This is a genomic window from Nocardia cyriacigeorgica (assembly GCF_010858045.1).
Lineage (GTDB): Bacteria > Actinomycetota > Actinomycetes > Mycobacteriales > Mycobacteriaceae > Nocardia > Nocardia cyriacigeorgica_E.
On record NZ_JAAGVC010000014.1, the window covers coordinates 90,950 to 114,478 of the forward strand.

Below are 23,529 nucleotides of genomic sequence, written 5' to 3' on the forward strand. Positions count from 1 at the left end.
GGGCGCTCGGGTCCGTCGGCCGGCGCGGCCCGATCCTCAGGGCGAGGTCGACTGCTCGCGTGGCAACCGGACGGTGAACGTGGTTCCTTCGCCGACGACGCTGCGCACGTCGACGCTGCCGCTGTGTGCGGCGACCAATGCCTGCACGATCGACAAGCCGAGCCCCGTCCCTCCGCTGTCGCGGCTGCGTGAGGTGTCGGTGCGGTAGAAGCGCTCGAAGATCCGGGCGGCTTCCTCGGCGGGCAGGCCCGGACCGGTGTCGGCTACTTCGAGCAGGACCTCCTCGGCGCCCGGGGTCAGTGTGACGGTGATCGCCGCGTCCGGCGGGGTGTGCACGAGGGCGTTGTTCAGCAGGTTGGCCAGCACCTGACGCAGGCGGGCGGCGTCTCCGGCCACCTCGTAGGTTCCGGTTCCCGGCCGCGCGTCGAGGTCGATGCGGCGCGGCGCCAGCTCGGGGTGACGGGCGGCGGCCGCGGCGCGCGCACTGTGCACGGCGTCGCTGGCCAGGGCGAGCAGATCGACCTGTTCCCGTTCGAGTGGGCGTTGGGCGTCGAGCCGGGCCAGCATCAGCAGGTCACCGACCAGCACGCTCATCCGGTTGGCTTCGCTCTCGATGCGCTCCATGAACAGGCCCGCGTCGGTGGCCGCGCCCTGGCGGTAGAGCTCGGCGAAACCGCGAATCGTGGTGAGCGGGGTGCGCAGTTCGTGGCTGGCGTCGGCGATGAAGCGGCGCATCTTGGTCTCGGAGCGCCGCGCCGCCTCCTCGGAGGCCTCGGCCGCGGCGAAACCGGTCTGGATCTGGCTGAGCATGGCATTGAGTGAGGTGGCGAGGCTGTCGACCTCGGTGTTGGTGCCGCGCACCGGCACTCGCCGATGCAGATCACCGGCGGCGATCTCCGCGGCGATCTCCTCGACCTCGACCAGCCGCCGCAGACTGAGCCGGATGACGAAGTACGCGGCCACCGCCAGCGCCGCCAGCACCACCGCGCCGATCACCAGTTCCAGCGCGATGAGGCGGTCGATGATGGCCTCGGTTTCGTCCATCCGCAGCGCGACCAGACTCGAGCCCTGCGGAGTCCGTAGATTCAGGACACGCCAGTTCGACGAATCGCCGTCGGTGGAGCCGGTGGTGAACGGGCCGGTCCCGGCGTCGGCGGGCACATCCGGCGCACCGGCGGCCTGGTCATCGAGTTGTAGCACTCGGCCGGACGAATCCTGCACCCGCGCGTAGAACAGCACCGGCGGGCGCTCGAACCCCGGCCGCCCCGGCAGCCGGTGCAAGGCAGGCCCGCCCGGGCTCGCCCAGGTATGCGCGGCTTCGACCAGCTGCTGGTCGAGGCGATCGACCAGGGCTGTGCGCAGCGCGGAGGTGACCGCAACGCCGGAGGCGAGTAGTCCGGCCCCCGCCAGCGTGACCAGTGCCAGCACCAGCGTCACGCGCAGCGGAACGGCCGCGAGTCTGTTTCCGAGCGTGCGCTCCAGCTGCCGTAGCGGACCCGTCGCGCGCCCGTCCGCGACCTCGGTTGCTCCCCTGTCGACGCTCACCGTGCCCGGCCGTCCTCCGACTCCCGCATCACATAACCCACCCCACGCAAGGTGTGGATCAGCCGCCGTTCACCGGTGTCGACCTTCTTGCGAAGGTACGACACATACGTCTCAACCACTCCGACCTCGCCGCCGAAGTCGTAGCGCCACACGTGATCCAGGATTCGTGGCTTGCTCAGCACCGTGCCCGCATTGACCAGGAAGTACCGCAGCAGCGTGAATTCGGTGGGCGACAACGCCACCGGCTCACCGGCTTTCCACACCTCATGGGTGTCGTCGTCGAGCTCGATATCGGCGAACCGTAACCGGGCACGCTCCGGCTGCGGATTCACCTGACCAGCGCGGCGCAGGATCACCCGCAGCCGCGCGACCACCTCTTCCAGGCTGAACGGTTTGGTGACGTAATCGTCGGCGCCGAGGGTCAGCCCGGTCACCTTGTCGTGCACGTCGTCGCGGGCGGTGAGGAACAGCACCGGTGCGTCGATCCCGTCGGCGCGCAGCCGGCGCAGCAGCCCGAACCCGTCCATGCCGGGCATCATCACATCGACGATGAGTGCCTGCGGCCGGAAGGTCCGGGCCAGGTCGAGCGCTTGGGCGCCGTCGGCGGCGGTGGCCACCTCGAAGCCCTGGAAGCGCAGGCTGACGTCGAGCAGTTCGACGATCATCGGCTCGTCGTCGACCACCAGCACCCGTGCCTCGGGTGCCTGTCGCGGCGTTGCGGTCATGGATCCATGCTGGCGCGCGCCGCTGGGATCGGGCTGCGGACTCGCTGTGTGGTTGCTGTGAACCTGGGTCAGCGCTGCGGCTCGGAGTAGATGTCCTCATCGGAGAGCAGGGCGCTGCCTGCGACCTGATCGTGCGCCAGCGCGTCCAGGAACGCGCGGGCCCAGCGGTCGACGTCGTGGGTGAGCACCTGCCTGCGCAGCGACCGCATCCGACGCCGCTTGGTGTCGCGATCGTCGGTCAGCGCCGAGGCGATGGCATCCTTCACCGAATCCAGGTCATGCGGATTGCACAGATACGACTGCCGCAATTCCGCTGCCGCACCGGTGAATTCACTCAGCACCAGGGCACCGTTGAGGCCGCTGTGGCAGGCCACGTACTCCTTGGCCACCAGGTTCATCCCGTCCCGCAGCGGCGTCACCAGCATGGCGTCGGCGGCGACGAAGAAGGCGATCAGTTCCTCGCGCGGGATCGGCCGGTGCAGATAGTGCACCACCGGGTAGCCGACCCGGGCGAACTCGCCGTTGATCCGGCCGACCTGGCGTTCGATATCGCCGCGCATCTTGATGTAGCTCTGCACCCGCTCACGGCTCGGGGTGGCCAGCTGCACCATGACCGTGTCCGACGGGTCGACCCGGCCCTCCATCAGCAGCTCTTCCAGCGCATTGAGCCGGATGTCGATGCCCTTGGTGTAGTCGAGCCGGTCGACGCCGAGCAGGATGTTCTTCGGATTGCCTAGTTCGGCGCGGATCTTGGCCGCCCGTTCGCGCACCGAGCGGCGCCGCGAGTGCTCGTCGAGCTCGGCCGAGGCGATCGAGATCGGGAAGGCGCCCACGCGCACGTTACGGAAGCCGACCTGCACCACGCCCAGCTTCGACCGCACCCCGACGTTGCCGCGCGAAGTGGGCTGACCGGCCAGCCTGCGAGCCAGGTAGAGGAAGTTCTGCGCGCCGCCGGGCAGGTGGAAACCGATCAGATCGGCGCCGAGCAGGCCCTCGATGATCTCGGTCCGCCAGGGCATCTGCATGAACAGTTCCACCGGCGGGAACGGGATGTGCAGGAAGAACCCGATGGTCAGGTCCGGGCGCAGCATCCGAAGCATCTTCGGCACCAACTGGAGCTGATAGTCCTGCACCCAGACCGTCGCGCCCTCGGCGGCGACCTTCGCGGTGGCCTCGGCGAAGCGGCGATTCACCTGAACGTAGGCAGCCCACCATTTGCGGTCGTAGACCGGGCGCACGATGACGTCGTGGTAGAGCGGCCACAGGGTGCCGTTGGAGAAGCCCTCGTAGTAGTCCTCGACCTCCTGCGCCGTCAACGGGACCGGGTGCAGTTCGAGACCGTCTTCGATGATCGGGTCGACGTCGACGTCGGGCACACCGGCCCAGCCCACCCAGGCGCCCTTGTTCGAGCGCAACACCGGTTCCAGCGCGGTGACCAGCCCGCCGGGACTGCGCTTCCACCGGGTGCTGCCATCGGGAAGTTTTTCCAGATCGACCGGGAGCCGGTTGGCGACCACGACGAACCCGGAGTTACCGCCGCCCGCGCCGATGGGCTGGGCCTGGATCGGTTCGGGTTCGGCGACCTCGGTATCGATCGGCCCGGAGCCATTGGATACCGAACCGTCGGGCACGGAGCCGTTGGCCGCCGAAGCGGGCCCGGACGGGTCCGATGGGGCGTAGTCGGAGGAGTCGTTGTCGTTGGACGGCTGGTCGGTCATCTGGTCCACTCACGCATCCTTGTCTGAGGGCGGCGTGCGACTGCCCATCATTCGTCGGCTGTCGCCTTCGGGCCGTCGCTCACGCCGCGCTGCGCTTCGCTGTTCCCGGTTTCAGTTGTCGAAAGGATCGCCGGGCGCGCCGCCGATCCGGAGGTGCGGCGACTATTCGCCGCGCGCGCCGGGGCCGATGCCGAGCATCGACAGCAGCATCCGGCATTCGTCCGCATCGGCCGCGTAGGCGGCCACGACGCGCTGGGCCTGGCGAGCGGTTTCGTCGGCCAGCGGCTCCAGATCCTCGTCGGCGATTCCGTTCGCGCTGCTCTTCGCGGCCATCTTCAGTCCTCCCGGCAAATTGCGCTCGTACGTGCGAGTAGTCAATGGTATCTGGCGCGCGGCCCGGGCATACCCGGTGCCGGAGGCCCACCCCGTGTACCGGCGCTCGCGGTACCGATACCGTGGGCAGCGCAGTACCAACCTTACGAAAGGGTATGCGGATGCCACTGGCCACGGTGAACGGAATTTCACTCAACTACCAGGTCAAGGGCGACCGAGCCAAGGGCACCGACACCAAGGGCGGCGGCCCGCTGGTCGTGATGATCATGGGCACCGGTAGCCCCGGCCGGGTGTGGGAGCTGCATCAGGTGCCCGCTCTGGTGGCGGCCGGCTACCGGGTGTGCACCTTCGACAACCGCGGTATCGCGCCGTCCTACGAGGCCGCCGATGGGATGACCATCGATCAGCTGGTCGCCGATACCGCGGGCCTGATCGAACTGCTCGACGAGGGCCCGGCCCTGGTCGTGGGCACCTCCATGGGCGCGCGGGTCGCCCAGGAACTGGCGCTGGCCCGCCCCGACCTGGTGCGCAAGGCGGTCTTCCTTGCCGGCCACGGGCGCCTCGACCAGTTCCAGAAGACGCTCTCGCTCGGCGAACACGAGCTGGACGCGAGCGCCATCGCGCTGCCGCCGAAATACGAAGCGGCGGTGACGGCGGTGATGAACCTGTCACCGGCCACCATGGCCGACCCCAATGCCGCCCGTGACTGGCTGGACCTGTTCGAGTTCACCGGTGGGCCGGTCACGCCCGGCATCCGCGCTCAGCGGCGGATGGATCACGATTTCGACCGGGTGCAGGCCTATCGCGCGATCACGGTGCCGTGCCTCGCGGTGGGGTTCGCCGATGACCGGATGATTCCGCCCTACCTGTCGCGCGAGGTCGCCGACGCCATCCCCGGGGCCCGCTACCAGGAGATTCCGGACGCCGGACACTACGGCTACCTGGAGCGACCGGAAGCGGTGAACAAGATCCTGCTGGATTTCTTTGCCGCCTGATGACGGGGGGCGAGGTAACCGCCCAGCGGTAACGTATCCCTTGCTAGGGTCGACACAACGCTCGGGGTTTCCGACGCCCGCGGTTCGCGTAACCCGGCGCCGGTCTTCCCAGCAGCGATCCCGTACACAGCGCCAGTATCCAGTGAGGTGAAATGAGCACCAATCCCTTCGACGACGAAGACGGCCGCTTCTTCGTTCTGGTCAATGACGAGGAACAGCACTCCCTGTGGCCGGCCTTCGCGGAGGTCCCGGCCGGATGGCGAGTGGTGTTCGGCGAGGACAGCCGCGCCGCCTGCGTCGAGTACGTCGAGAAGAACTGGACCGACATGCGTCCCAAGAGCCTGCGCGACGCCATGGCTGCCGACGACGCGGCCCGCCAGGGCGCCCAGTCCTGACCGCGGTCGATACTGCGCCTCGGGACACCGTCGACCGGACCGCGTACCGCATGGCACCGTAAAACCCGGTGTCACGCGGTGCGCGCGTCCGGTTATGATTGCTCCGCTTTCCGCCTCCTTAGCTCAGTGGTAGAGCACCGCTCTTGTAAAGCGAAGGTCGTCAGTTCAATCCTGACAGGGGGCTCGAACAGAACGAGCGCGACATTACGTCGCGCTCGTTTCGTCTGTCCGGAGTAGGCCGCCGGATTCCCTCAGCCCTTCTGGGCCACGTAGTAACTGTTGAGCGGATCGGCCTCCTCATGGTGGATCCGCACGTCGGTGAACCCGGCGTCGGCGAGCATGGAGAGGGCTTTCTGTTCGCCCCACACGGTGCCGAGGCCATCGCCGTCGAGGCCGAGGGAGACGGTCATGCAGTGCATGGTCGACACGGTGTAGAGGAAGGGGCCGAAGGGGAGGTCGGCGTTGTCTTCCAGGTGGCTGGAGGCCTGGATGTCGACCATGAGGAAGACGCCGTCATCGCGCAGGGCCCGGGCGATATTCGCGAGGACGGTGGCGGGGTGGGCCTGGTCGTGGATGGCGTCGAAAACGGTGATCGCGTCGAAGGCGTCGGTGGCGTCGAGCTCGGCCACATCGAGCACCTCGAATCTCGCATTGGTCACACCGAGTTGGGCGGCCTCGGCCCGTGCGGCCTCGATCGCTTCGACCGAGAAGTCGTATCCGATGAATCGGCTCGCCGGAAACGCCTGTGCCATCAGGTTGATCGCGTGGCCGCGACCGCAGCCGATATCGGCGAGGTCGATGCCCTCGCGCAGCCGCTCGGTCAGACCCGGCGCCATCGGCAGGATGCTGTCGATCAGCGCCGCGTCGAGCGTGCCCGCGCTGAACTCGGCCATGAACTGGTGGAAACGCGGATAGTTGTCGTAGGACAGACCGCCGCCGGCCCGGAAGCATTCGGCGATAGCGGGTTCCACCTCACCGAGCATCGAGACGACCTGCATGAATCGGGCGAGATTGTTCGGGCCGGCCGCACGCGTGAGCACCGCGGCGTGTTCGGCGGGAAGCCGGTAAGTCTGTGCGGCAGCGTCGAATTCGACGATCCCGGAGACGGTCATAGCGCCGAGCCATTCCCGCACATACCGTTCGTCGAGGCCCGCGGTGGCGGCGAGCTCGGCGCAGGTCACCGGACCGGGCAGGGTGGACATGGTGTCGAACAGTCCGGTCTGATGGCCGATGCTGGTCATCATCGCGGTACACCCGTCGTTGAGAACACCGACCATCCTTGCGGCGAACTCTTCGGTGGCGGTTTCGGTCGATGCCGGATGGACAGTGGTCATGATGCGCTCCTCGTCGACTCGCCGCGGGATTCGCGGCCGGAATGTCGTCGCTACCGGGGTGCGGCAGCGTGAGGAACTACGGGGCAGGCCGCCGGAACGGTTCATGGAGGGGCGACGAGCGGCCGCGCACGGTCGTCGGGACGCCCGCAACGGCCACGGTGCGGAGACGGCTACCTCCGCACCGCACAGCGGTTCAGTCCGGGACGTTGGCGCCGTAACCGAGCTCGCGCAGGGCCTGCTTGATCTTGGCCTGCGCCTCGTCGAGGGATTCGGGGGAGGGGTTCGGGTCGGCGCCGGAGATGTCGAAATTGCCCATGGTGAACGCCGGGAAGACGTGCACGTGCAGGTGCGGGACTTCCAGGCCCGCGATCAGCAGACCGGCGCGTGGCGCGTCGAAGGCGGTGCGCACGGCCTGGCCGACCTTCTGCGCGACGCCGGTCAGGCGGGCGAAGGTCTCGGGGTCGACGTCTTGCCACTGGTCGATCTCCGCGCGCGGGACCACCAGCGTGTGGCCCTGGGTGACCGGTGCGATGGTGAGGAAGCCGACGAATTCGTCGTCCTCCCACACGAATCGACCGGGGAGCTGACCAGCGATGATCGCACTGAAAACAGAAGCCATGCCCGCAGATTACGCGCCCGGCGCCGCATCGCGACCACCACCGGCACCGGGCGCGCTGCGGCCTAGACCGCGACGAAATGCGACAGCAAGCCCTGCACCTCGTAGATATCGACCTGACGGTTGAACTTCTTGTGCAAGGGCGTGGGGCTACCGGCGATCCAGATGGCGAGCTCGGCATCGAGATCGAAGGTGCCCGCCGTTTCCACCGAGAAATGCGTGATCGAGCGGTACGGCACGCTGTGGTAGCTCACCTTGCGGCCCGACATGCCCTGCTTGTCGACCAGGATCAGCCGGCGGTTGGTGAACAGGATGGCATCGCGGATGAGGAGAAAGGCGGCATAGATCTGCTCACCGTTGCCGAGGAGTTTGGCGTATTCCTGCTGGGCCTGGCCGGGATCGATTCGCCCGGCGTTGCCCATGATTCCGTCCATCAGACCCATGGCCCGCACATCCTCCGCGTGCTCGGGTGAGGGAGCGCCCCCCACTTCGGTTGTCAGCAACCATCATCCACGTGTTGGCCGCGTGCGGGCGGGTCGGTGGGCCGGACCTGCGACGTTCGTGATGAACGTGGGTTCGCGGGTGTGGGCGGCGGGCGCCGCGAGCCGCGAACCTGACACGCGGAGCGGGACCGATGCACCTATAAGCTGTCTGCCGTGCGCGTACTCGTCATCGGTTCCGGAGCCCGTGAACATGCCCTCGTCCTCGCTCTGCGTCGCGACCCCGCGGTGCAGGCCGTGGTGGCCGCACCGGGCAATGCCGGCATTGCCCAGCACGCGCAGATCCGTCCGGTCGATCCCAGTTCCGCCGAGGCCGTGGTCGCGCTGGCCACCGAGCTGGCCGCCGACCTGGTCGTGATCGGTCCCGAGGTGCCGCTGGTGCTCGGCGTCGCCGATGCGGTGCGCGCGGCGGGAATCGCCTGCTTCGGCCCGTCCGCGGCCGCGGCCAGGATCGAAGGCTCCAAGGCGTTCGCCAAGGATGTGATGGCCGCGGCCGGTGTGCGCACCGCGCACAGCGAGGTGGTCGACACCCCGGCCGAGCTCGATGCCGCGCTGGACCGCTTCGGCCCCACCTGGGTGGTCAAGGACGACGGCCTGGCCGCGGGCAAGGGCGTCGTGGTGACCACCGACCGCTCCGCGGCCCGCGATCACGGCGCCGAACTGCTCGAGCAGGGCCATCCGGTGCTGTTCGAATCGTTCCTCGACGGGCCGGAAGTTTCGCTGTTCTGCCTGGTGGACGGCGAAACCGTGGTGCCGCTGCTGCCCGCGCAGGACCACAAGCGCGTCGGCGACGGCGATACCGGGCCGAACACCGGCGGCATGGGCGCCTACACCCCGCTGCCCTGGCTGCCGGAGGGGACGGCGCGCGCGATCGTCACCGATGTGGTGGAGCCGGTCGCCGCCGAGATGGTGCGCCGCGGCTGTGGTTTCTCCGGCCTGCTCTACGCCGGCCTGGCCATCGGCGCGGACGGCCCTGCGGTCGTCGAGTTCAACTGCCGCTTCGGCGACCCGGAAACCCAGGCGGTGCTCGCACTGCTGGACAGCCCGCTCGGCGAGCTGCTGTACGCCACCGCCACCGGCACCCTCGCGCAGGTGCAGCCGCCGCGCTGGAAGGACGGGTCGGCGATCACGGTGGTGCTCGCGGCCGAGAACTATCCGGGGCGGCCCAGGCTCGGCGACGTCATCACCGGTGCGGGCGAAGGCTCGGCCGACGATGCGGCCACCGTGCTGCACGCCGGCACCGCGCAGCGTGAGGACGGCGCCCTGGTTTCGGCCGGTGGGCGGGTGCTCAACGTCGTCGGCACCGGCGCCGATCTGGCCGCCGCGCGCACCGCCGCCTACGAGCGGATCGCGAGCATCAAGCTCCCGGGTAGCCACTACCGCACCGATATCGGGCTGGCCGCCGTCGAGGACCGCATCAGCGTGTAGGGACGTCGACGTTCCCGCGATGCGCGCTGTCGAGCGGTGTCGGTTCGCCCGGGGCCGTATCGCATCGCGACCGTCGCTTGCCGGGACGCCGGGATCACTTGCCGCGTCGTCGCCAAGCGGGATGTGCCCCGGATTCTCGGCTTACGAGGCCGTCGAGCGTGCCGGCCGGGACTCGTGGCCATCGTGCAGGAGGTGACCTCGAGCCGAGGCTCGGTCGGCCGTGCTCAGCTGTAGGTGAGCCCGTGCAATGCCAGCCAGCGCTGCGGGTCGACGTGCTGACCGCCGACGATCACCTCGAAATGCAGGTGCGGCCCGGTGGAGTCGCCGCGGTTGCCCATGCGGGCGATCTGCATGCCGGCCGGGACGCGTTCGCCGACGGAGACGAAGAAGTCGTACATGTGGCCGTAGACGGAGATGCTGCCGTCATCGTGACGGATGCGCACCCACAGGCCGAAACCCTGCGCGGGGCCCGCGTCGATGACGGTGCCGTTGGCGACGGCGTAGATCGGGGTACCGATCGGCCCTGCCACGTCGATGCCGTTGTGGAAGGTGCCCCAGCGCTGCCCGAATCCGGAGGTGAACACGCCGATCGCAGGGAGCACGAAGCCACCCGCACCGGGTGCGATGCCGCCGGGCAGCACCTCGCCGGGCGTCATCGTGATGGCAGGCGGTGGTGGCGTGCCCATCCACGGCTGACGTTCGCCCGCCGCGGCCGCCGCCGCTTCGTTGCGTGCGCGCTCCAGGGTGGCGCGGGCCGCCGCGGCCACCACGGCCGCTTCGCGCAGGCGTTCACCGTGATCGACGGCATCGAGATAGCGCCGCACCGAGGGTGTGGTGGTCTGCATCTGCCAGGGATAGGCCACCGCGATCCGCTGCGCCTGTCCCGGTGCTGGCCTGCGGTCGGAGACCAGGTCGGTGAAGCTGGAATCGGCCGCGGCGAACAATGCGACGACGGTGACGCCGCCGATCAGCACCCGGTGTTTGCGTAAGGTCGCGCGTACTTCGTCGCCGGTCGGGCGCTTCGCCGCCAGTGCGCGCAGGTCCTCGCGGGTGGGGCGCTCGGCCAGCAGCGCCCTGACATCCGCACGGGAGGGCCACCGCTCGGCCAGCTGCCGTGCCTGTGCGATCCGCGACGCGAACAAGCCGCGCAGACCGCGCCGTTGCGTTTTCTCGCGGGCCCGCCAATCCGATGCGAGCACGACTCCGCCGACCATGCGCACGTCTTGCAGACGGTCCGACGCGTCGGGGTGCTCCTCGTCGGCCGAGCTGCCGGCGGGTTCGTTGTCGGCCGGGTTGTCGGTGGGTTCGTTGTCGGCCGGGTTGTCGGTGGGTTCGTTGTCGGCCGGGTTGTCGGTGGGTCCGTCGACAGCAGCGGTGTCGGCGGGCGCAGCGTTGCCTGGGCCGCGTGGTGGCGCATCGTCGGCGGGTGCGTCCGTGGCCCCGGTGTCAACGGGTGCGTCGGCGGGCGTCTCGACGTCGCCTCGGGAGTCCGCGGCCACGGCGACGGGTGTGGCCGCGGCAGTCCGGCGTCGCCATCGGGGGAGCCGGAAGGTGCGGTCGGCGGGCGCGCCTTTCCGAGCTGCTGGTGCGATGTCCGTTCGGCGCTGTTCATCGAGCCCGGCGCCGCCGGCTTTGTTGCCGTCGGTGGCGGGCTCTTCGGCGGAGTCCTGGTCGAGGGGCGACCGGGGGGCCTTCTCGAGCATCAGGTGCGACCATATCGCCCGACGGCGGTGAGCGTGTGCTCTACCGTCTGTCGGGTGTTCACAGAATCTCGGCGGTCGACCATTCCACCTTTTTACGTGATGGATGTCTGGAAAGCCGCAGCGGAACGAGCCAGGACGCACAGTGATGTGCTGGTGCTCGCGGCCGGGCAGCCATCGACGCCCGCGCCCGCGCCGGTATTGCGCGCGACCAAGATCGCCATCGACGCCGAATTGCTCGGCTACACCGAAACTTTCGGCATCCTCCCGCTGCGCGCCGCGATCGCCGAACACCACCGCTGCACCTACGGCTACCCGGTCGACCCCGACGACGTAGTGGTGACGACCGGTTCCTCCGGCGCCTTCACCCTCGTCTTCCTCGCCGCCTTCGACCCCGGCGACACCGTGGTGGTGGCCCGCCCCGGCTATCCGGCCTACCGCAACACCTTGACCGCGCTCGGCTGCCGGGTGGTGGAGCTCGACTGCGGCGCCGAGACCCGCTTCCAGCCCACCGTCGCCATGCTCGAGGCGCTGCCGCAGCCGCCGAAGGGCCTGGTGGTGGCGAGCCCGGCCAACCCGACCGGCACCATGATCGACCCCGATGAGCTGGCCGCGCTCGCCCGCTGGTGCGAGGCCAACGGCACCGTGCTCATCTCCGACGAGATCTATCACGGCATCACCTACGGCGGCGAACGCACCGCGTCGGCGTGGGAGACCTCCCGCGAGGCGGTGGTGATCGGCTCGGTCTCGAAGTACTTCTCGATGACCGGCTGGCGGCTGGGCTGGATGCTGGCGCCGACGGATATGCGGCCCGCCTTGCAGCGACTTGCCTCGAATATGACCGTCTGCCCGCCCGCCATCTCGCAGTACGCGGCGCTGCACGCGTTCGGCGCCGAGGCCAAAGCCGAACTCGACGGCCACGTCCGCCGCTACGCGACCAATCGAAAACTGCTGCTGGACGGCCTGGCCGAGCTGGGCATCACCGATCTGGCGCCCGCCGACGGCGCCTTCTACGCCTACGCCGACATCGCCCACCTCACCGGCGATTCCCGCGCCTGGTGCGCCGAGGTGCTCGAACATACCGGGGTCGCACTGGCGCCCGGACTGGATTTCGACACCGTCGCCGGCAATCACACCGTGCGCTTCTCGTTCGCCGGAGCCACCGCCGACATCGAAGCCGCGCTGGAACGGCTCGACCGGTTTCTGCGACGCTGAGCACTAACCAGGCGGTCGAACATAGTGTCCGGCAACAACTTTGCACAGTACGACCCCATCGCCGCGCGGATGCGGTAAAAACATCGGTGGCTGCTAATTCCTTCCGATTCCGCACGGATGAACTGATGATGACTGGCACGATGGCACGGTGATAACCGCGACGACCCCGAAAGGCGAACGGCGTCGCCAAGCTCTGGTAGCGGCCGCTGCCGAGCTCCTACTCGAAGGTGGGTTCGATGCAGTGCGGCATCGCTCCGTCGCGACCCGGGCAGAGCTGCCGCTGGCGTCCACCACCTACTACTTCGAATCGCTGGAGGATCTGATCGCGCGGGCGGTCGAGTTCAGCGGTAATGCCGAGTTGGAAGCGATGCGCAGGCGGATCGGCGAGGTGAGCCACCGCAGGCGCGGCGCCGAAGCCACCGTCGAACTGGTACTGGACCTGTTGATCGGCCCCGACGGTCAGGACGAGGGTGCGCGCGGGCAGTTGATCGCCCGCTACGAGCGCACCGTCGCCTCCGCGCGCCACCCCGAACTGCGGGAAGTGCAACAGCGACTACGCGCCCAGCTCGACGAACTACTCGCCGACGTGCTGCGCCGCTCCGACCGGGTGGTGCGGACCGAACAGCTGCGCAGGGTCGTCGCGGTGGTCGACGGCGCGGTGGTCGCGGCGCTCACCGAACGCGATCCGCAACCGCGGCGGATGGCCCGCGGGGCGCTGCTCGAAGTGATCGACATCGTCGCTCCGCCGACGCCGCAGCAGGTCGACCGGTTCCGAGCACTAGACTGACCGGACGTGAGCCTCGTCCCGAACGTCCTAGCCACCCGCTACGCCAGCCCCGAGTTGGTGCACCTGTGGTCCCCCGAGAACAAGATCGTGCTCGAGCGGCGGCTGTGGCTGGAGGTGCTGCGGGCGCAGTCCGAGCTCGGCATCGACGTTCCCGACGGCGTCCTCGCCGATTACGAGCGCGTCATCGACCAGGTGAACCTGGCCTCCATCGCCGAGCGTGAGCGCGTCACCCGCCACGATGTGAAGGCCAGGATCGAGGAGTTCAACGCGCTGGCCGGGCACGAGCACGTGCACAAGGGCATGACCAGCCGCGACCTCACCGAGAACGTCGAGCAGTTGCAGATCCGGCTCTCGCTCGAGCATGTGCACGCCCACGGCGTCGCCATCGCGGCCCGGCTGGCCGAACGTGCCGCCGAATACCAGGTGCTGGTGATGGCGGGCCGCTCGCACAACGTCGCCGCGCAGGCCACCACGCTGGGCAAGCGGTTCGCCTCCGCCGCCGACGAACTGCTGATCGCGCTGACCCGGCTGCGCGAACTGATCGACCGCTACCCGCTGCGAGGCATCAAGGGCCCGATGGGGACGGCCCAGGACATGCTCGATCTACTCGGCGGCGACGCGGCCAAGCTGGCCACGCTGGAACAGCAGGTGGCGCGCCACCTCGGCTTCGCGAACGTGCTGACCAGCGTCGGTCAGGTGTATCCGCGCTCGCTGGACCACGATGTGCTCTCCGCGCTGGTCCAGGTGGGTGCGGGACCGTCGTCGTTCGCGCACACCATCCGGCTGATGGCGGGCCACGAGCTGGTCACCGAGGGCTTCCAGCCCGGCCAGGTGGGCTCCTCGGCCATGCCGCACAAGATGAACACCCGCTCCTGCGAGCGCGTCAACGGATTGCAGGTGGTGCTGCGCGGTTACGCGTCGATGGCCGCCGAGCTCGCCGGTGCGCAGTGGAACGAGGGTGACGTGTTCTGCTCGGTGGTGCGCCGGGTCGCGCTGCCGGACGCCTTCTTCGCCATCGACGGCATGATGGAAACCTTCCTGACGGTGCTCGCCGAATTCGGCGCCTACCCGGCCGTCATCTCCCGCGAACTGGACCGCTACCTGCCGTTCCTGGCCACCACCCGCATCCTGATGGCGGCCGTGCGCAGCGGCGTCGGCCGGGAGACCGCGCACGAGGTGATCAAGGAACACGCGGTGGCCGTGGCGCTGGCCATGCGGGAACAGGGCCGCGAACCCGATCTGCTCGACCGTCTCGCCGCCGACTCCCGGCTGCCGCTGGACCGGGCGGCGCTCGATGCCGCACTGGCGGACAAGTCGGCGTTCATCGGGGCCGCCGGCGCACAGGTCGGCGATGTGGTGGCGCAGGTGGACAAGCTCGTCGCCGCCTATCCCGAGGCCGCCCGGTACACGCCGTCGCCGATTCTCTGAGATCTCGCTGACTGTGCGGTGATCGCACCGACCGCGCGGCTGTTGCGGACGTTCCGGTGGATTTCGATGGCGGGCGGCAGCGATAGTGGGCGGGTGAATCCCTACACGATCTTCGCCGACATCATCGCGGGCAAGGAGCCCGCCAGCCGTGTCTACGAGGACGATGACGTCATCGCCTTCATGGATATCCGCCCGCTGACGCCGGGACATCTGCTGGTGGTGCCCAAGGTGGTGGCGCGCAGCCTGGAGGAACTCGATCCGGAGATCGGCGGCAAGCTGTTCCAGGTGGGGCAGAAGCTGGCGGCCGCGCTGCGGGCAAGCGAGGTGGCCTGCGAAGGGGTGAACTTCTTCCTGGCCGATGGTGTCGCCGCTGGTCAAGAGGTGTTCCATGTGCATCTGCACGTCATCCCGCGCACCATCGGCGACGGCTTCGGCTTGCAGGCCAGGCCCACCTCCCCGCATCGGGAGGATCTGGACTATCTCGCTGCGTCGATCAGGGGTGTGCTCGGGCGCTGATCCGCGCATCCGCTGTTACGTGCGTGACAGCAGTTACGTACCGGGCAGTTTGCTGTCGAAACGCCGAATCTTCAAATGATCACTCGCAACTCGACCCTGGGTTAGTTTAGAAGCCCATTGTCATGCGCTGATGCAGGAGGGGAAGTGCGTAGAGCAAGAATTGCTGCCGTGGTGCTGGCGTTCGCGGCGGCACTGATCGGCCCGGCGGTGGTCCAGCCCGCGCCGGCGTCGGCGGCCCGACTGGTCCGCGTCGACGAGCTGAGCCCCACCCGATCGGCGATCTTCATCGACTCCGCCGCGATGGGCCGCACCATCCAGGTGCAGGTGTTGCACCCGGCCGGTGGCGGTTCGCGCGGCTCGTACTACCTGCTCGACGGGCTCGACCCCGGCGTCGGCCAGAGCACCTGGACCAATGCCACCGACGCCGAACGCTTCTTCGCCGGCCGCAACGTCAACGTGGTGCTTCCGGTCGGTGGGCAGGCCAGCTACTACACCGACTGGATCACCGACGACCCGCGTTTCGGCCGGTACAAGTGGGAGACCTTCCTGACCCAGGAGCTGCCGCCGATCATCGACGCCCAGTTCAACGGCAACGGCGTCAACGGTATCGGCGGCCTGTCCATGGGCGGTAACGCCGCCTACATCATCGCCGCGCGTCATCCCGGGCTGTATCGCGCCGTTGCCGGGTACAGCGCCTGCCCCGACACCGCCATGGCGCAGGGTGCGGTGATGTTCTCCATCGCCAATCGCGGCGGCAATCCGCTGAACATGTGGGGCCCGCCCGGCAGCCCGGCCTGGGCCGAGCACGATCCCGCGCTGATGCTGGAGCGGCTGCGCGGCAAAACGCTCTACCTGTCCACCGGCACCGGCATCCCCGGGCCGCACGAAGCCGAGATCAAGCCGCAGCTGGCGGAGAACATCTTCCTCGGTGGCCCGGTCGAGCTGGGTGTGAACCTGTGCACGGTCGCGTTCGAACAGAAGTTGCGTGCCGCGCGCATCCCGGCGCGCATCGACTACAGCCCCGTCGGCACACACTCCTGGTCGTACTGGCAGGACACGCTGCACGCCTCGTGGTCGACGATCGGGCCCGCTCTCGGCGCCTGAGCCCCGCACCCGACCGGCCCGCTGCTCATGAGTGGCGGGCCGGTCGTCTGATGTGCGGGCGCCGATCCGCGCCGGGCTCGGAGCCGAGATCCGGGCCGGACGCCGAGTCCGCGCCGAATCCGGGCGGGCGGTGCACCGGCGGTCCCGGCTACGGTGGTGCGCATGGCTCTCGACAGTGGTAGCGGATCGACAACCGACCAGGCGGTGGCGGCGCCGATCGCCAAGACGGTACCCACCGAGCGGGTGCATCACGGCGACGTCTTCGTCGACGACTACGAATGGCTGCGGGACAAGGACAACCCCGAGGTCATCGCCTATCTCGAGGCGGAGAACGCCTACACCGAAGCCCAGACGGCGCATCTGCGCCCGCTGCGGGACAAGATCTTCGACGAGATCAAGGCCAGAACGCTGGAGACCGACCTGTCGGTGCCCACCCGCGTCGGCGACTACTGGTACTACTCGCGCAGCTTCGAGGGCAAGCAGTACGGGGTGCACTGCCGCTGTCCGATCGACGCCGCCGCGACGGGCATCGACGCCTGGACCCCGCCGAAGCTCGAGGCCGGCACCGAGATCGAGGGCGAACAGGTGCTGCTGGACAGCAACGCCCTCGCCGAAGGGCACGACTTCTTCGCCCTCGGCGCCTTCTCGCTCAGCTACGACGGCAACCTGCTGGCGTTCTCGGTGGACACCCAGGGCGACGAGCGTTACACCCTGCGGATCAAGGATCTGCGCACCGGTGAGCTGCTCGGGGACGAGATTCCGCGCACCGCGCCCGGCGCCACCTGGTCGCTGGACGGCACGCACGTCTTCTATCAGACCGTCGACGAATCCTGGCGCCCCGACACCGTCTGGCGGCACCGCCTCGGCACCGCCACCGACGCCGATGTGAAGGTCTTCCACGAGCCCGACGAGCGCTACTGGGTCAGCGTCGGGGCCACCCGCTCGGAGAAGTACCTGATGATCTGGGTCGGCTCCAAGATCACCACCGAGGGCTGGGTGCTGGAATCGGACGACCCGGAGGGCGAATTCCGGGTGCTGCTGCCGCGTCGTGAGGGCGTGGAGTATTCCGCCGAACATGCGGTGATCGCGGGCCGCGACCGGTTCCTGATCCTGCACAACGACGTTATTCCTGAGGGCAAGCCGGGCGCGGGCCGCAAGGCCGAGAACTTCGTCCTCGCCGAGGCCCCGGTGGACGATCCGGCGGAGATGACCGTGCTCATCGACCACCGCGACGATGTGCGCCTGGAAGACGTCGATGCTTTCGTCGGGCACCTCGTGCTCAGCTACCGGCGCGAGGCGCTGAGCCGGGTCGCGGTCTGGCCGCTCGGCCCCGACGGCTACGGCGAACTGCGCGAGCTCGACTTCGGGCTGGAACTGTTCGCCGCCGGTGTCGGCGCCAGCCCGGAGTGGACGCAGCCGACGCTGCGCCTCGGCGTCACCTCGTTCATCACACCGATGCAGGTGTTCGACTACGTGCCCGCCACCGGCGAGCTGCTGCTGCGCAAGGAGCAGCCGGTGCTCGGCGGCTACGACCCGGACGATTATGAGCAGCACCGGGATTGGGCGGTGGCCGAGGACGGCACCCGCATCCCGATCTCGGTGATCAAGCGCAAGGATCTGGACGCCACCGCGCCGAAGCCGCTGCTGCTGTACGGCTACGGCTCCTACGAGGCCAGCATGGATCCGTCGTTCTCGGTCTCCCGGCTGTCGCTGCTGGACCGGGGCATGGTGTTCGCGGTCGCGCATGTGCGCGGCGGCGGCGAGATGGGCCGGCTCTGGTACGAGAACGGCAAGACCCTCACCAAGAAGAACACCTTCACCGACTTCGTGGCCTGCGCCCGTCATCTCATCGACAAGGGCGTTACCGCCGCCGATCGGATGATCGCCGACGGCGGCAGCGCCGGCGGGCTGCTGGTGGGCGCGGTGGCGAATCTGGCGCCGGAGCTGTTCGCGGGCATCCTCGCGAATGTGCCCTTCGTCGACCCGCTGACCTCGATCCTCGATCCGTCGCTGCCGCTCACCGTCATCGAATGGGACGAATGGGGCAACCCGCTGGCCGACAAGGACGTCTACGACTACATGAAGTCCTACTCGCCGTATGAGAACGTCGAGGCCAAGGACTATCCGGCCATCCTGGCGATCACCAGCATCAACGACACCCGCGTGCTGTACGTGGAGCCCGCGAAATGGGTCGCCAAGCTGCGCGCCACGGCGACCGGCGACGCGCCGATCCTGCTCAAGACGGAGATGAGCGCGGGCCACGGCGGCGTCAGCGGGCGGTACGAGAAGTGGAAGGAAGTGGCGTTCGAGTACGCCTGGGTGCTCGACACCGTCGGTTTGGGCGGCTGATCCGGTCAGGCCCGGAGGCGGTAGCGCAGCGTCACCACGCAGGGCTCGGATCAGTCGCGATCGGATACAGCCGAATGACCAGGTCGACAGTTCGTCGGGCGGTCATCCGCACAGCACGCCGAATACATCTGCGGCTGCCACCGTGGGTTCATGAACGCTGAGCTGATCGTGTCGGTTTCCGGTATCCGGGACACCACCCGGGATGCGGCGATCGAGTTCGCCGCGGAAATGGATCGGCGTGACGTGCGGCTGTCGCTGCTGGTGGCGCCCCGGTTGAAGGGCAAATACCGTCTGGTGGACGACCCGGCCACGCAGGCCTGGCTGCGTGGCAGGCGCGCCGAGGGTGATGCCATCGTGCTGCACGGGTACGACCAGGCCGCCACCAAACGCAGGCGCGCGGAATTCGCGACCCTGCCCAAACACGAGGCATTGCTGCGGTTGACCGCCGCCGACCGGGTGCTCGAGCAGGTCGGCCTGCGTACCCGGTTGTTCGCCGCGCCGCGCTGGGATGCCTCGGCCGGTGCCATCGCGGCGCTGCCGCAGGTGGGTTTCCGGCTCGCGCTCGGCCTGACGACCATGCTCGACCTGGAACGCGATATCGCGCAGAAGGCCAGGGTGTACGGGATCGGTGAGGGTTTCCGGGCCGAACCGTGGTGGTGCCGGGCGCTGGTGATGGGCGCCGCACGTACCGCGCGTCGCGGCGGTGTGCTGCGCTTGGCCGTTTCGGGCGCGCAGCTGAGCCGTCCGGGTCCACGTCAGGCCATGCTCGACGCCGTCGACCTCGCCCTGTACCACGGTGCGGTCAGCGAGGTATATCGCTGGCAACCGTTCACCGCGGCGCGGGCGGCATGAGACGTCGCCGCCCCGGTTCGGCGATCGAGGGGCGGCGACGTCTTCGCCCCTGGTCACGATTTGGGTGATGGTTGCGCGTCGATAGCCCGAAACCTACCGATAGCCGCACGGTTTCATGCCACAGTGGTCACGGCGGCGAGCCGGCGGCCGCTTCTCGATTGCTGGATCGGACGTACCGAGCAGGCAGGAGGGAGCGGTGACCGCTACCACCACAGGCGCTACCACCACCAAATACATCACCTGGGTGACCCTGGCGCTGATGACCACCAGCTCGGTGGCCAGCCTGCGGTCGGCGCCCACCATGGCCGTCTACGGGCTGGCCTGCGTTTTCCTCTATCTCGTTCCCGCGCTGCTGTTCCTGCTGCCGACCTCGCTGGTGGCGGCCGAACTCGCCTCGGGCTGGCAGGGCGGGGTGTACCGCTGGGTCGGCGACGGGCTGTCCAAGCCGCTGGGCTTCCTCGCGGTGTGGTGCCAGTTCGCGATGACGATCTTCTACTACCCGAGCCTGCTGGCCTATGTGGCAAGCACTTTCGCCTACATCATCCATCCGTCGCTGGCGTCCAACGGTGTGTACGTCGCGATCGTCATCATCACCGTGTACTGGGCCGGGGTCTACATCTCCTCGCAGGGCACCAAAACGGTGGCGGGGCTGTCGAGCATGGGCCTGGTGATCGGGACTCTGATACCCGGGACCGTGCTCGTGCTGCTGGGATTGGTGTTCCTCGCGCAGGGCAATGCTTCCGCCGCGCCGATGGACGGCGGGCATCTGCTACCCGCATGGGCGGGGCTGGCCAGCCTGGTGCTGATCGTGAACAACTTCCTCAGCTATGCCGGGATGGAAATGAACGCGGTGCACGTGTCCAGTCTGCGCAATCCCGGACGGGAATTCCCGCGGGCGATGTTCCTGGCGTCGGGGCTGGTGCTGCTGATCTTCATCCTGCCCGCCCTGGCGATCAGCTGGGTGGTGCCCGCGGCGAACCTGAGCCTGACCGCCGGCGTGATGCAGGCCTTCGACGGATTCTTCGGGCATTTCGGGATCGACTTCCTGACCCCGATCGTCGGCATAGCGCTGGTGGCCGCGGCGCTCGGCGGGATGCTGACGTGGCTGGCCGGCCCGTCGAAGGGACTGTTGCTCATCGGGCGGTCCGAGGGCTATCTGCCGCCGATCCTCACCAGAACGAATGCTCATGGGGTGCAACAGAACATGCTCGTCGCGCAGGGCGTGTTCACCACCTTGATCGCGCTGCTGTACGCGTTCATCCCTAATGTGTCGAGCGCCTACTGGATTCTGTCGGTCATCACCACGCAGGTGTATCTGATCATGTATGTGCTGATGTTCGCGGCAGCCGTCCGGTTGCGGCGCACGCAGCCGGATCATCCGCGCGGGTATCGCGCCCCGGGCCTGGTCGGGCTGTGCGTGCTGGGGGCGGTGTCGTCGGTGGCGGCGTTCGTCATCGGGTTCGTGCCGCCCTCGCAGTTCGGCGGCGGTAACACCTTCGTCTATGTGCTGATCGTCGCCGGCGGGCTCGGGATCGTCGGCCTGCTGATCCCGTACCTGTTCTACCGATTCCGGCGGGAGAGCTGGAAGATCGCGGCGCCGGAGGTGACGGCATGAACGGGCCGGAGACCGGGGACGCGCCCGACCGCAAGCGCCGCATCATCTACATCACCGCGGTGGTGCTGTTGTGCACGTTCGCCCTGTTCGGGCTCGCCCAGTTCGACCGGATTCGCGACGATCACCAGGCCGACGTGCTGGCCGGGCAGCTGCACGACGAACTGGTCGCCGCCGGCCTGCCCGCGCCCGACCCGCAGGTCATCGCGAATTCGCTCGGGCGCGACGGCGGCATCGTCTGCCAGGACCCGTCCTCGCCGCTGATCCGGGCCAGGTACCAGCAGGCCATCAGCACTGGCGCGGGTGGACCCGGGCAGCGGCCGGTGATCGGTTCCGGCGAGGTGGTGCGTGCGGTCGAACTCGCCATCGCCACCTATTGTCCAGAGCATCTCGACGAGTATCGAAAGCACGTGGGGGACATGAAGTTCGACGAAACAACGAAGTGAGAAGGCGATGACTTCCGACCGAGCCCGCGTCACCGAACTGCGTAAACGTGTCGCCGAGCAGATGCCGCAGGCGCGCACCGATCTCGCGCAGCTGGTGGCGTTCAAATCGGTGGCCGATCCGCGGCAGTTCCCGGCCGAGGAATGCGACCGCGCCGCGCACTGGGTGGCCGACGCGTTCGCCGCGGTCGGGCTCACCCGGGTCGGTCTGCACGAAACACCCGACGGCAGCAAGGCGGTGATCGCCTCGCGGCCGGCCCCGCCCGGTGCGCCGACGGTGCTGCTGTACTGCCACTACGACGTGCAGCCGCCGCTCGACGATGCGGCCTGGCGCACGCCGGTGTGGGAGCTCACCGAGAAGGACGGGCGCTGGTACGGGCGCGGTGCCGCCGACTGCAAGGGCAATATCGTCATGCACCTGACGGCGTTGCGGGCCCTGGGCACCGAGCTGCCGGTGGGGGTCACGCTGGTCGCGGAGGGCTCGGAAGAACAGGGGACCGGCGGGCTGGAGCGGTTCGTGGAGGCGAATCCGGAGCTGCTGCGGGCGGATGCGATCCTGGTGTGCGACAGCGGGAATTTCGCGGTCGGAGTGCCGACGTTCACCGAAACGCTGCGCGGCAACGTCAATGTGGTGGTGACCGTGGAAACCCTGGCCGGGCCGGTGCATTCGGGCATGTTCGGCGGACCGGCACCGGATGCGCTGGCGGCATTGATCCGCCTGCTGGATTCACTGCGCGACGAACACGGCAACACCACCGTCGACGGTCTGCCCAATGACGAAACCTGGGCCGGCGTGCAGTATCCCGAGGATCAGTTCCGTACCGATGCCGGGGTGCTCTCCGGCGTCGGCCTGCTCGGCGACGGCACGGTGGCCGACATGCTCTGGGCCCGCCCGGCGCTCACGGTGCTCGGTATCGACGCGCCCAAGGTGGTCGGCTCCTCGGCTGCCGTCCAGCCCATCGCCCGCGCCCGCCTCAACCTGCGCATCCCACCGGGCACCGACCCGGATCAGGCCCACCGGGCACTGGTCGCGCATCTCGAAGCGCACACCCCGTGGCAGGCGAAACTCACCGTCGAGCTGGAAGCCACCGGTGCTCCGTTCCGCTCCGGTAGCGGCGGGCCCGCCCGCACCGCCATGGAATCCGCCCTCGCCGCCGCCTACGGCCGCCCCGCCACCACCCAGGGCCAGGGCGGTTCGATCCCGCTGTGCAACGTCTTCGCCGATACCTACCCCGACGCCGAGATCATGCTCCTCGGCGTCGAGGAACCACAGTGCTTGATCCACGCGCCCAACGAAAGCGTCGACCCCACCGAAATCGAACACCTGGCCCTGGCCGAGGCACTGTTCCTATCCACCTACACCCGCTGAGCGGGCACTACCGCGCCGGGTGGATCCGCACGGTCCAGTGCGGGGGTTCCCGTCGCGGCCGCACATCGGTGGCCCGGCAGGCATAGCCGTCCTGATCTGCTCGTTCCCAGTCGAAGTCGACGATCTCGCCGACGAACGCCTCGCGGAAACCTCCGCTGACCCACATGGATTCACCGGGTTGCAGTTGGGGGAGCGCTCCGGCCCAGAGATGGCTGTAGTGGAACCAGCAGCCACCGGCGGTGTCGGGGGAGTCGATCACGCCCCAGCCGTTGTCGTTGTGCCACTGGGTCACCGTGCCGACGCTCATGGGTTCAGGTTCGCACAGCGTGCCTGGGGCGATGCGCTCACAGGTCGGCGGAGTCCTCCGGCTGGATGACGCGGAATTCGGTGCCGGCCGGGCCCATTTCGGAGAGTCGGCCGAAGTAGATGCCCTGGGCTTCGGCGGCGATGATGCCGTAGTGGATGGGGATGGCGGTGCGCGGCGCTACGGCGCGCAGGTAGTCGACGGCCTCGCTGATCTTCATCCAGGGGGCGACGGCGGGGAGGGCGAGGACGCCGACGGGGG

General features: G+C 68.7%; 22 protein-coding genes, 1 tRNA gene and 1 pseudogene. 14 read left to right on the forward strand and 10 right to left on the reverse strand.

Annotated elements, in window-relative coordinates; translation table 11 throughout:
• Positions 1-36: 36 nt before the first annotated feature.
• The 4 genes from GV790_RS15310 to GV790_RS30565 form a co-directional block, all read right to left on the reverse strand.
• Complete coding sequence (locus tag GV790_RS15310; RefSeq protein WP_375139394.1) at positions 37-1,545, reverse strand: sensor histidine kinase; 1,509 nt, start codon at positions 1,543-1,545, stop codon at positions 37-39.
• Complete coding sequence (locus tag GV790_RS15315) at positions 1,542-2,270, reverse strand: response regulator transcription factor (protein ID WP_163814020.1); 729 nt, start codon at positions 2,268-2,270, stop codon at positions 1,542-1,544. The genes GV790_RS15310 and GV790_RS15315 overlap by 4 nt, the downstream gene beginning before the upstream one ends.
• A gap of 68 nt (positions 2,271-2,338) precedes the next feature.
• Positions 2,339-3,988, reverse strand: coding sequence for an alpha,alpha-trehalose-phosphate synthase (UDP-forming) (locus GV790_RS15320; RefSeq protein ID WP_178127958.1), 1,650 nt, complete (start codon positions 3,986-3,988; stop codon positions 2,339-2,341).
• A 162-nt stretch (positions 3,989-4,150) separates the two neighbouring features.
• Entirely contained in the window at positions 4,151-4,321 is a 171-nt protein-coding gene (locus tag GV790_RS30565) for a hypothetical protein (protein WP_014348853.1), read from the reverse strand.
• 161 nt (positions 4,322-4,482) lie between these two features.
• Here GV790_RS30565 and GV790_RS15325 point away from each other — a divergent pair, with 161 nt between their 5' ends.
• The 3 genes from GV790_RS15325 to GV790_RS15335 all read left to right on the forward strand — a co-directional run bounded on the left by GV790_RS15325 (position 4,483) and on the right by GV790_RS15335 (position 5,895).
• Positions 4,483-5,316 (forward strand): alpha/beta fold hydrolase, encoded by an 834-nt coding sequence (locus GV790_RS15325; RefSeq protein ID WP_014348852.1) that lies wholly within the window; start codon positions 4,483-4,485, stop codon positions 5,314-5,316.
• Positions 5,317-5,468: 152 nt separating this feature from the next.
• On the forward strand, positions 5,469-5,711 hold the full coding sequence (locus tag GV790_RS15330; RefSeq protein ID WP_011207082.1) for an MbtH family protein: 243 nt from the start codon (positions 5,469-5,471) through the stop codon (positions 5,709-5,711).
• A 112-nt stretch (positions 5,712-5,823) separates the two neighbouring features.
• Positions 5,824-5,895 (forward strand) — tRNA-Thr (locus GV790_RS15335).
• 67 nt (positions 5,896-5,962) lie between these two features.
• On the opposite strand, the gene GV790_RS15340 is transcribed toward GV790_RS15335, so the two are convergent.
• From GV790_RS15340 to GV790_RS15350, 3 genes are all read right to left on the reverse strand, one after another.
• Positions 5,963-7,045 carry a class I SAM-dependent methyltransferase gene (locus tag GV790_RS15340; protein WP_163814021.1) on the reverse strand — a complete coding sequence of 361 codons (1,083 nt, stop codon included), beginning with the start codon at positions 7,043-7,045 and terminating at the stop codon, positions 5,963-5,965.
• Positions 7,046-7,238: 193 nt separating this feature from the next.
• Positions 7,239-7,664 carry an HIT family protein gene (locus tag GV790_RS15345; protein ID WP_163814022.1) on the reverse strand — a complete coding sequence of 142 codons (426 nt, stop codon included), beginning with the start codon at positions 7,662-7,664 and terminating at the stop codon, positions 7,239-7,241.
• Positions 7,665-7,726: 62 nt separating this feature from the next.
• Entirely contained in the window at positions 7,727-8,104 is a 378-nt protein-coding gene (locus GV790_RS15350; protein ID WP_163814053.1) for a PH domain-containing protein, read from the reverse strand.
• A 213-nt stretch (positions 8,105-8,317) separates the two neighbouring features.
• Between GV790_RS15350 and purD the strand changes: the two genes are divergently transcribed.
• Entirely contained in the window at positions 8,318-9,589 is a 1,272-nt protein-coding gene (purD, locus tag GV790_RS15355) for a phosphoribosylamine--glycine ligase (RefSeq protein WP_163814023.1), read from the forward strand.
• Positions 9,590-9,813: 224 nt separating this feature from the next.
• On the opposite strand, the gene GV790_RS15360 is transcribed toward purD, so the two are convergent.
• On the reverse strand, positions 9,814-11,292 hold the full coding sequence (locus GV790_RS15360; protein ID WP_375139396.1) for a M23 family metallopeptidase: 1,479 nt from the start codon (positions 11,290-11,292) through the stop codon (positions 9,814-9,816).
• Between the two features lie 54 nt (positions 11,293-11,346).
• Between GV790_RS15360 and GV790_RS15365 the strand changes: the two genes are divergently transcribed.
• From GV790_RS15365 to GV790_RS15410, 10 genes are all read left to right on the forward strand, one after another.
• The gene (locus GV790_RS15365) at positions 11,347-12,504 is read left to right on the forward strand and encodes a pyridoxal phosphate-dependent aminotransferase (protein WP_163814024.1); all 1,158 of its coding nucleotides are present in this window, start codon (positions 11,347-11,349) and stop codon (positions 12,502-12,504) included.
• Positions 12,505-12,652: 148 nt separating this feature from the next.
• Positions 12,653-13,291: a TetR/AcrR family transcriptional regulator gene (locus tag GV790_RS15370; RefSeq protein ID WP_163814025.1), complete on the forward strand. Its 639-nt coding sequence runs from the start codon at positions 12,653-12,655 to the stop codon at positions 13,289-13,291.
• Positions 13,292-13,297: 6 nt separating this feature from the next.
• The gene (purB, locus tag GV790_RS15375) at positions 13,298-14,719 is read left to right on the forward strand and encodes an adenylosuccinate lyase (protein WP_163814026.1); all 1,422 of its coding nucleotides are present in this window, start codon (positions 13,298-13,300) and stop codon (positions 14,717-14,719) included.
• Between the two features lie 93 nt (positions 14,720-14,812).
• Positions 14,813-15,235 (forward strand): HIT family protein, encoded by a 423-nt coding sequence (locus GV790_RS15380; protein ID WP_163814055.1) that lies wholly within the window; start codon positions 14,813-14,815, stop codon positions 15,233-15,235.
• Positions 15,236-15,379: 144 nt separating this feature from the next.
• A complete protein-coding gene (locus tag GV790_RS15385) occupies positions 15,380-16,339 on the forward strand; it encodes an alpha/beta hydrolase (RefSeq protein ID WP_163814027.1) in 960 nt (319 codons plus the stop codon).
• A gap of 162 nt (positions 16,340-16,501) precedes the next feature.
• Positions 16,502-18,688 carry a S9 family peptidase gene (locus GV790_RS15390; RefSeq protein ID WP_163814028.1) on the forward strand — a complete coding sequence of 729 codons (2,187 nt, stop codon included), beginning with the start codon at positions 16,502-16,504 and terminating at the stop codon, positions 18,686-18,688.
• Between the two features lie 150 nt (positions 18,689-18,838).
• Positions 18,839-19,540, forward strand: a complete 702-nt coding sequence (locus GV790_RS15395; RefSeq protein WP_163814029.1) for a DUF2334 domain-containing protein — start codon at positions 18,839-18,841, stop codon at positions 19,538-19,540.
• 196 nt (positions 19,541-19,736) lie between these two features.
• Positions 19,737-21,155 (forward strand): APC family permease, encoded by a 1,419-nt coding sequence (locus tag GV790_RS15400; protein ID WP_280212820.1) that lies wholly within the window; start codon positions 19,737-19,739, stop codon positions 21,153-21,155.
• Positions 21,152-21,598, forward strand: coding sequence for a hypothetical protein (locus GV790_RS15405; RefSeq protein WP_163814031.1), 447 nt, complete (start codon positions 21,152-21,154; stop codon positions 21,596-21,598). The genes GV790_RS15400 and GV790_RS15405 overlap by 4 nt, the downstream gene beginning before the upstream one ends.
• A gap of 7 nt (positions 21,599-21,605) precedes the next feature.
• Positions 21,606-22,964 carry a dipeptidase gene (locus GV790_RS15410; RefSeq protein ID WP_163814032.1) on the forward strand — a complete coding sequence of 453 codons (1,359 nt, stop codon included), beginning with the start codon at positions 21,606-21,608 and terminating at the stop codon, positions 22,962-22,964.
• Between the two features lie 7 nt (positions 22,965-22,971).
• Here GV790_RS15410 and GV790_RS15415 read toward each other — a convergent pair whose 3' ends face one another.
• The gene (locus GV790_RS15415; RefSeq protein WP_163814033.1) at positions 22,972-23,271 is read right to left on the reverse strand and encodes a hypothetical protein; all 300 of its coding nucleotides are present in this window, start codon (positions 23,269-23,271) and stop codon (positions 22,972-22,974) included.
• Positions 23,272-23,308: 37 nt separating this feature from the next.
• A pseudogene (locus GV790_RS15420) lies at positions 23,309-23,529 on the reverse strand (MBL fold metallo-hydrolase); the annotation flags it as partial.

Bases quoted from the DNA above. Each gene is read 5' to 3' on its own strand.
- GV790_RS15315 (WP_163814020.1), bottom strand. From the start codon at position 2,270: ATGACCGCAACGCCGCGACAGGCACCCGAGGCACGGGTGCTGGTGGTC.
- GV790_RS15320 (WP_178127958.1), bottom strand. From the start codon at position 3,988: ATGACCGACCAGCCGTCCAACGACAACGACTCCTCCGACTACGCCCCA.
- GV790_RS30565 (WP_014348853.1), bottom strand. From the start codon at position 4,321: ATGGCCGCGAAGAGCAGCGCGAACGGAATCGCCGACGAGGATCTGGAG.
- GV790_RS15325 (WP_014348852.1), top strand. From the start codon at position 4,483: ATGCCACTGGCCACGGTGAACGGAATTTCACTCAACTACCAGGTCAAG.
- GV790_RS15330 (WP_011207082.1), top strand. From the start codon at position 5,469: ATGAGCACCAATCCCTTCGACGACGAAGACGGCCGCTTCTTCGTTCTG.
- GV790_RS15340 (WP_163814021.1), bottom strand. From the start codon at position 7,045: ATGACCACTGTCCATCCGGCATCGACCGAAACCGCCACCGAAGAGTTC.
- GV790_RS15345 (WP_163814022.1), bottom strand. From the start codon at position 7,664: ATGGCTTCTGTTTTCAGTGCGATCATCGCTGGTCAGCTCCCCGGTCGA.
- GV790_RS15350 (WP_163814053.1), bottom strand. From the start codon at position 8,104: ATGGGTCTGATGGACGGAATCATGGGCAACGCCGGGCGAATCGATCCC.
- GV790_RS15360 (WP_375139396.1), bottom strand. From the start codon at position 11,292: ATGCTCGAGAAGGCCCCCCGGTCGCCCCTCGACCAGGACTCCGCCGAA.
- GV790_RS15390 (WP_163814028.1), top strand. From the start codon at position 16,502: ATGGCTCTCGACAGTGGTAGCGGATCGACAACCGACCAGGCGGTGGCG.
- GV790_RS15395 (WP_163814029.1), top strand. From the start codon at position 18,839: ATGAACGCTGAGCTGATCGTGTCGGTTTCCGGTATCCGGGACACCACC.
- GV790_RS15405 (WP_163814031.1), top strand. From the start codon at position 21,152: ATGAACGGGCCGGAGACCGGGGACGCGCCCGACCGCAAGCGCCGCATC.
- GV790_RS15410 (WP_163814032.1), top strand. From the start codon at position 21,606: ATGACTTCCGACCGAGCCCGCGTCACCGAACTGCGTAAACGTGTCGCC.
- GV790_RS15415 (WP_163814033.1), bottom strand. From the start codon at position 23,271: ATGAGCGTCGGCACGGTGACCCAGTGGCACAACGACAACGGCTGGGGC.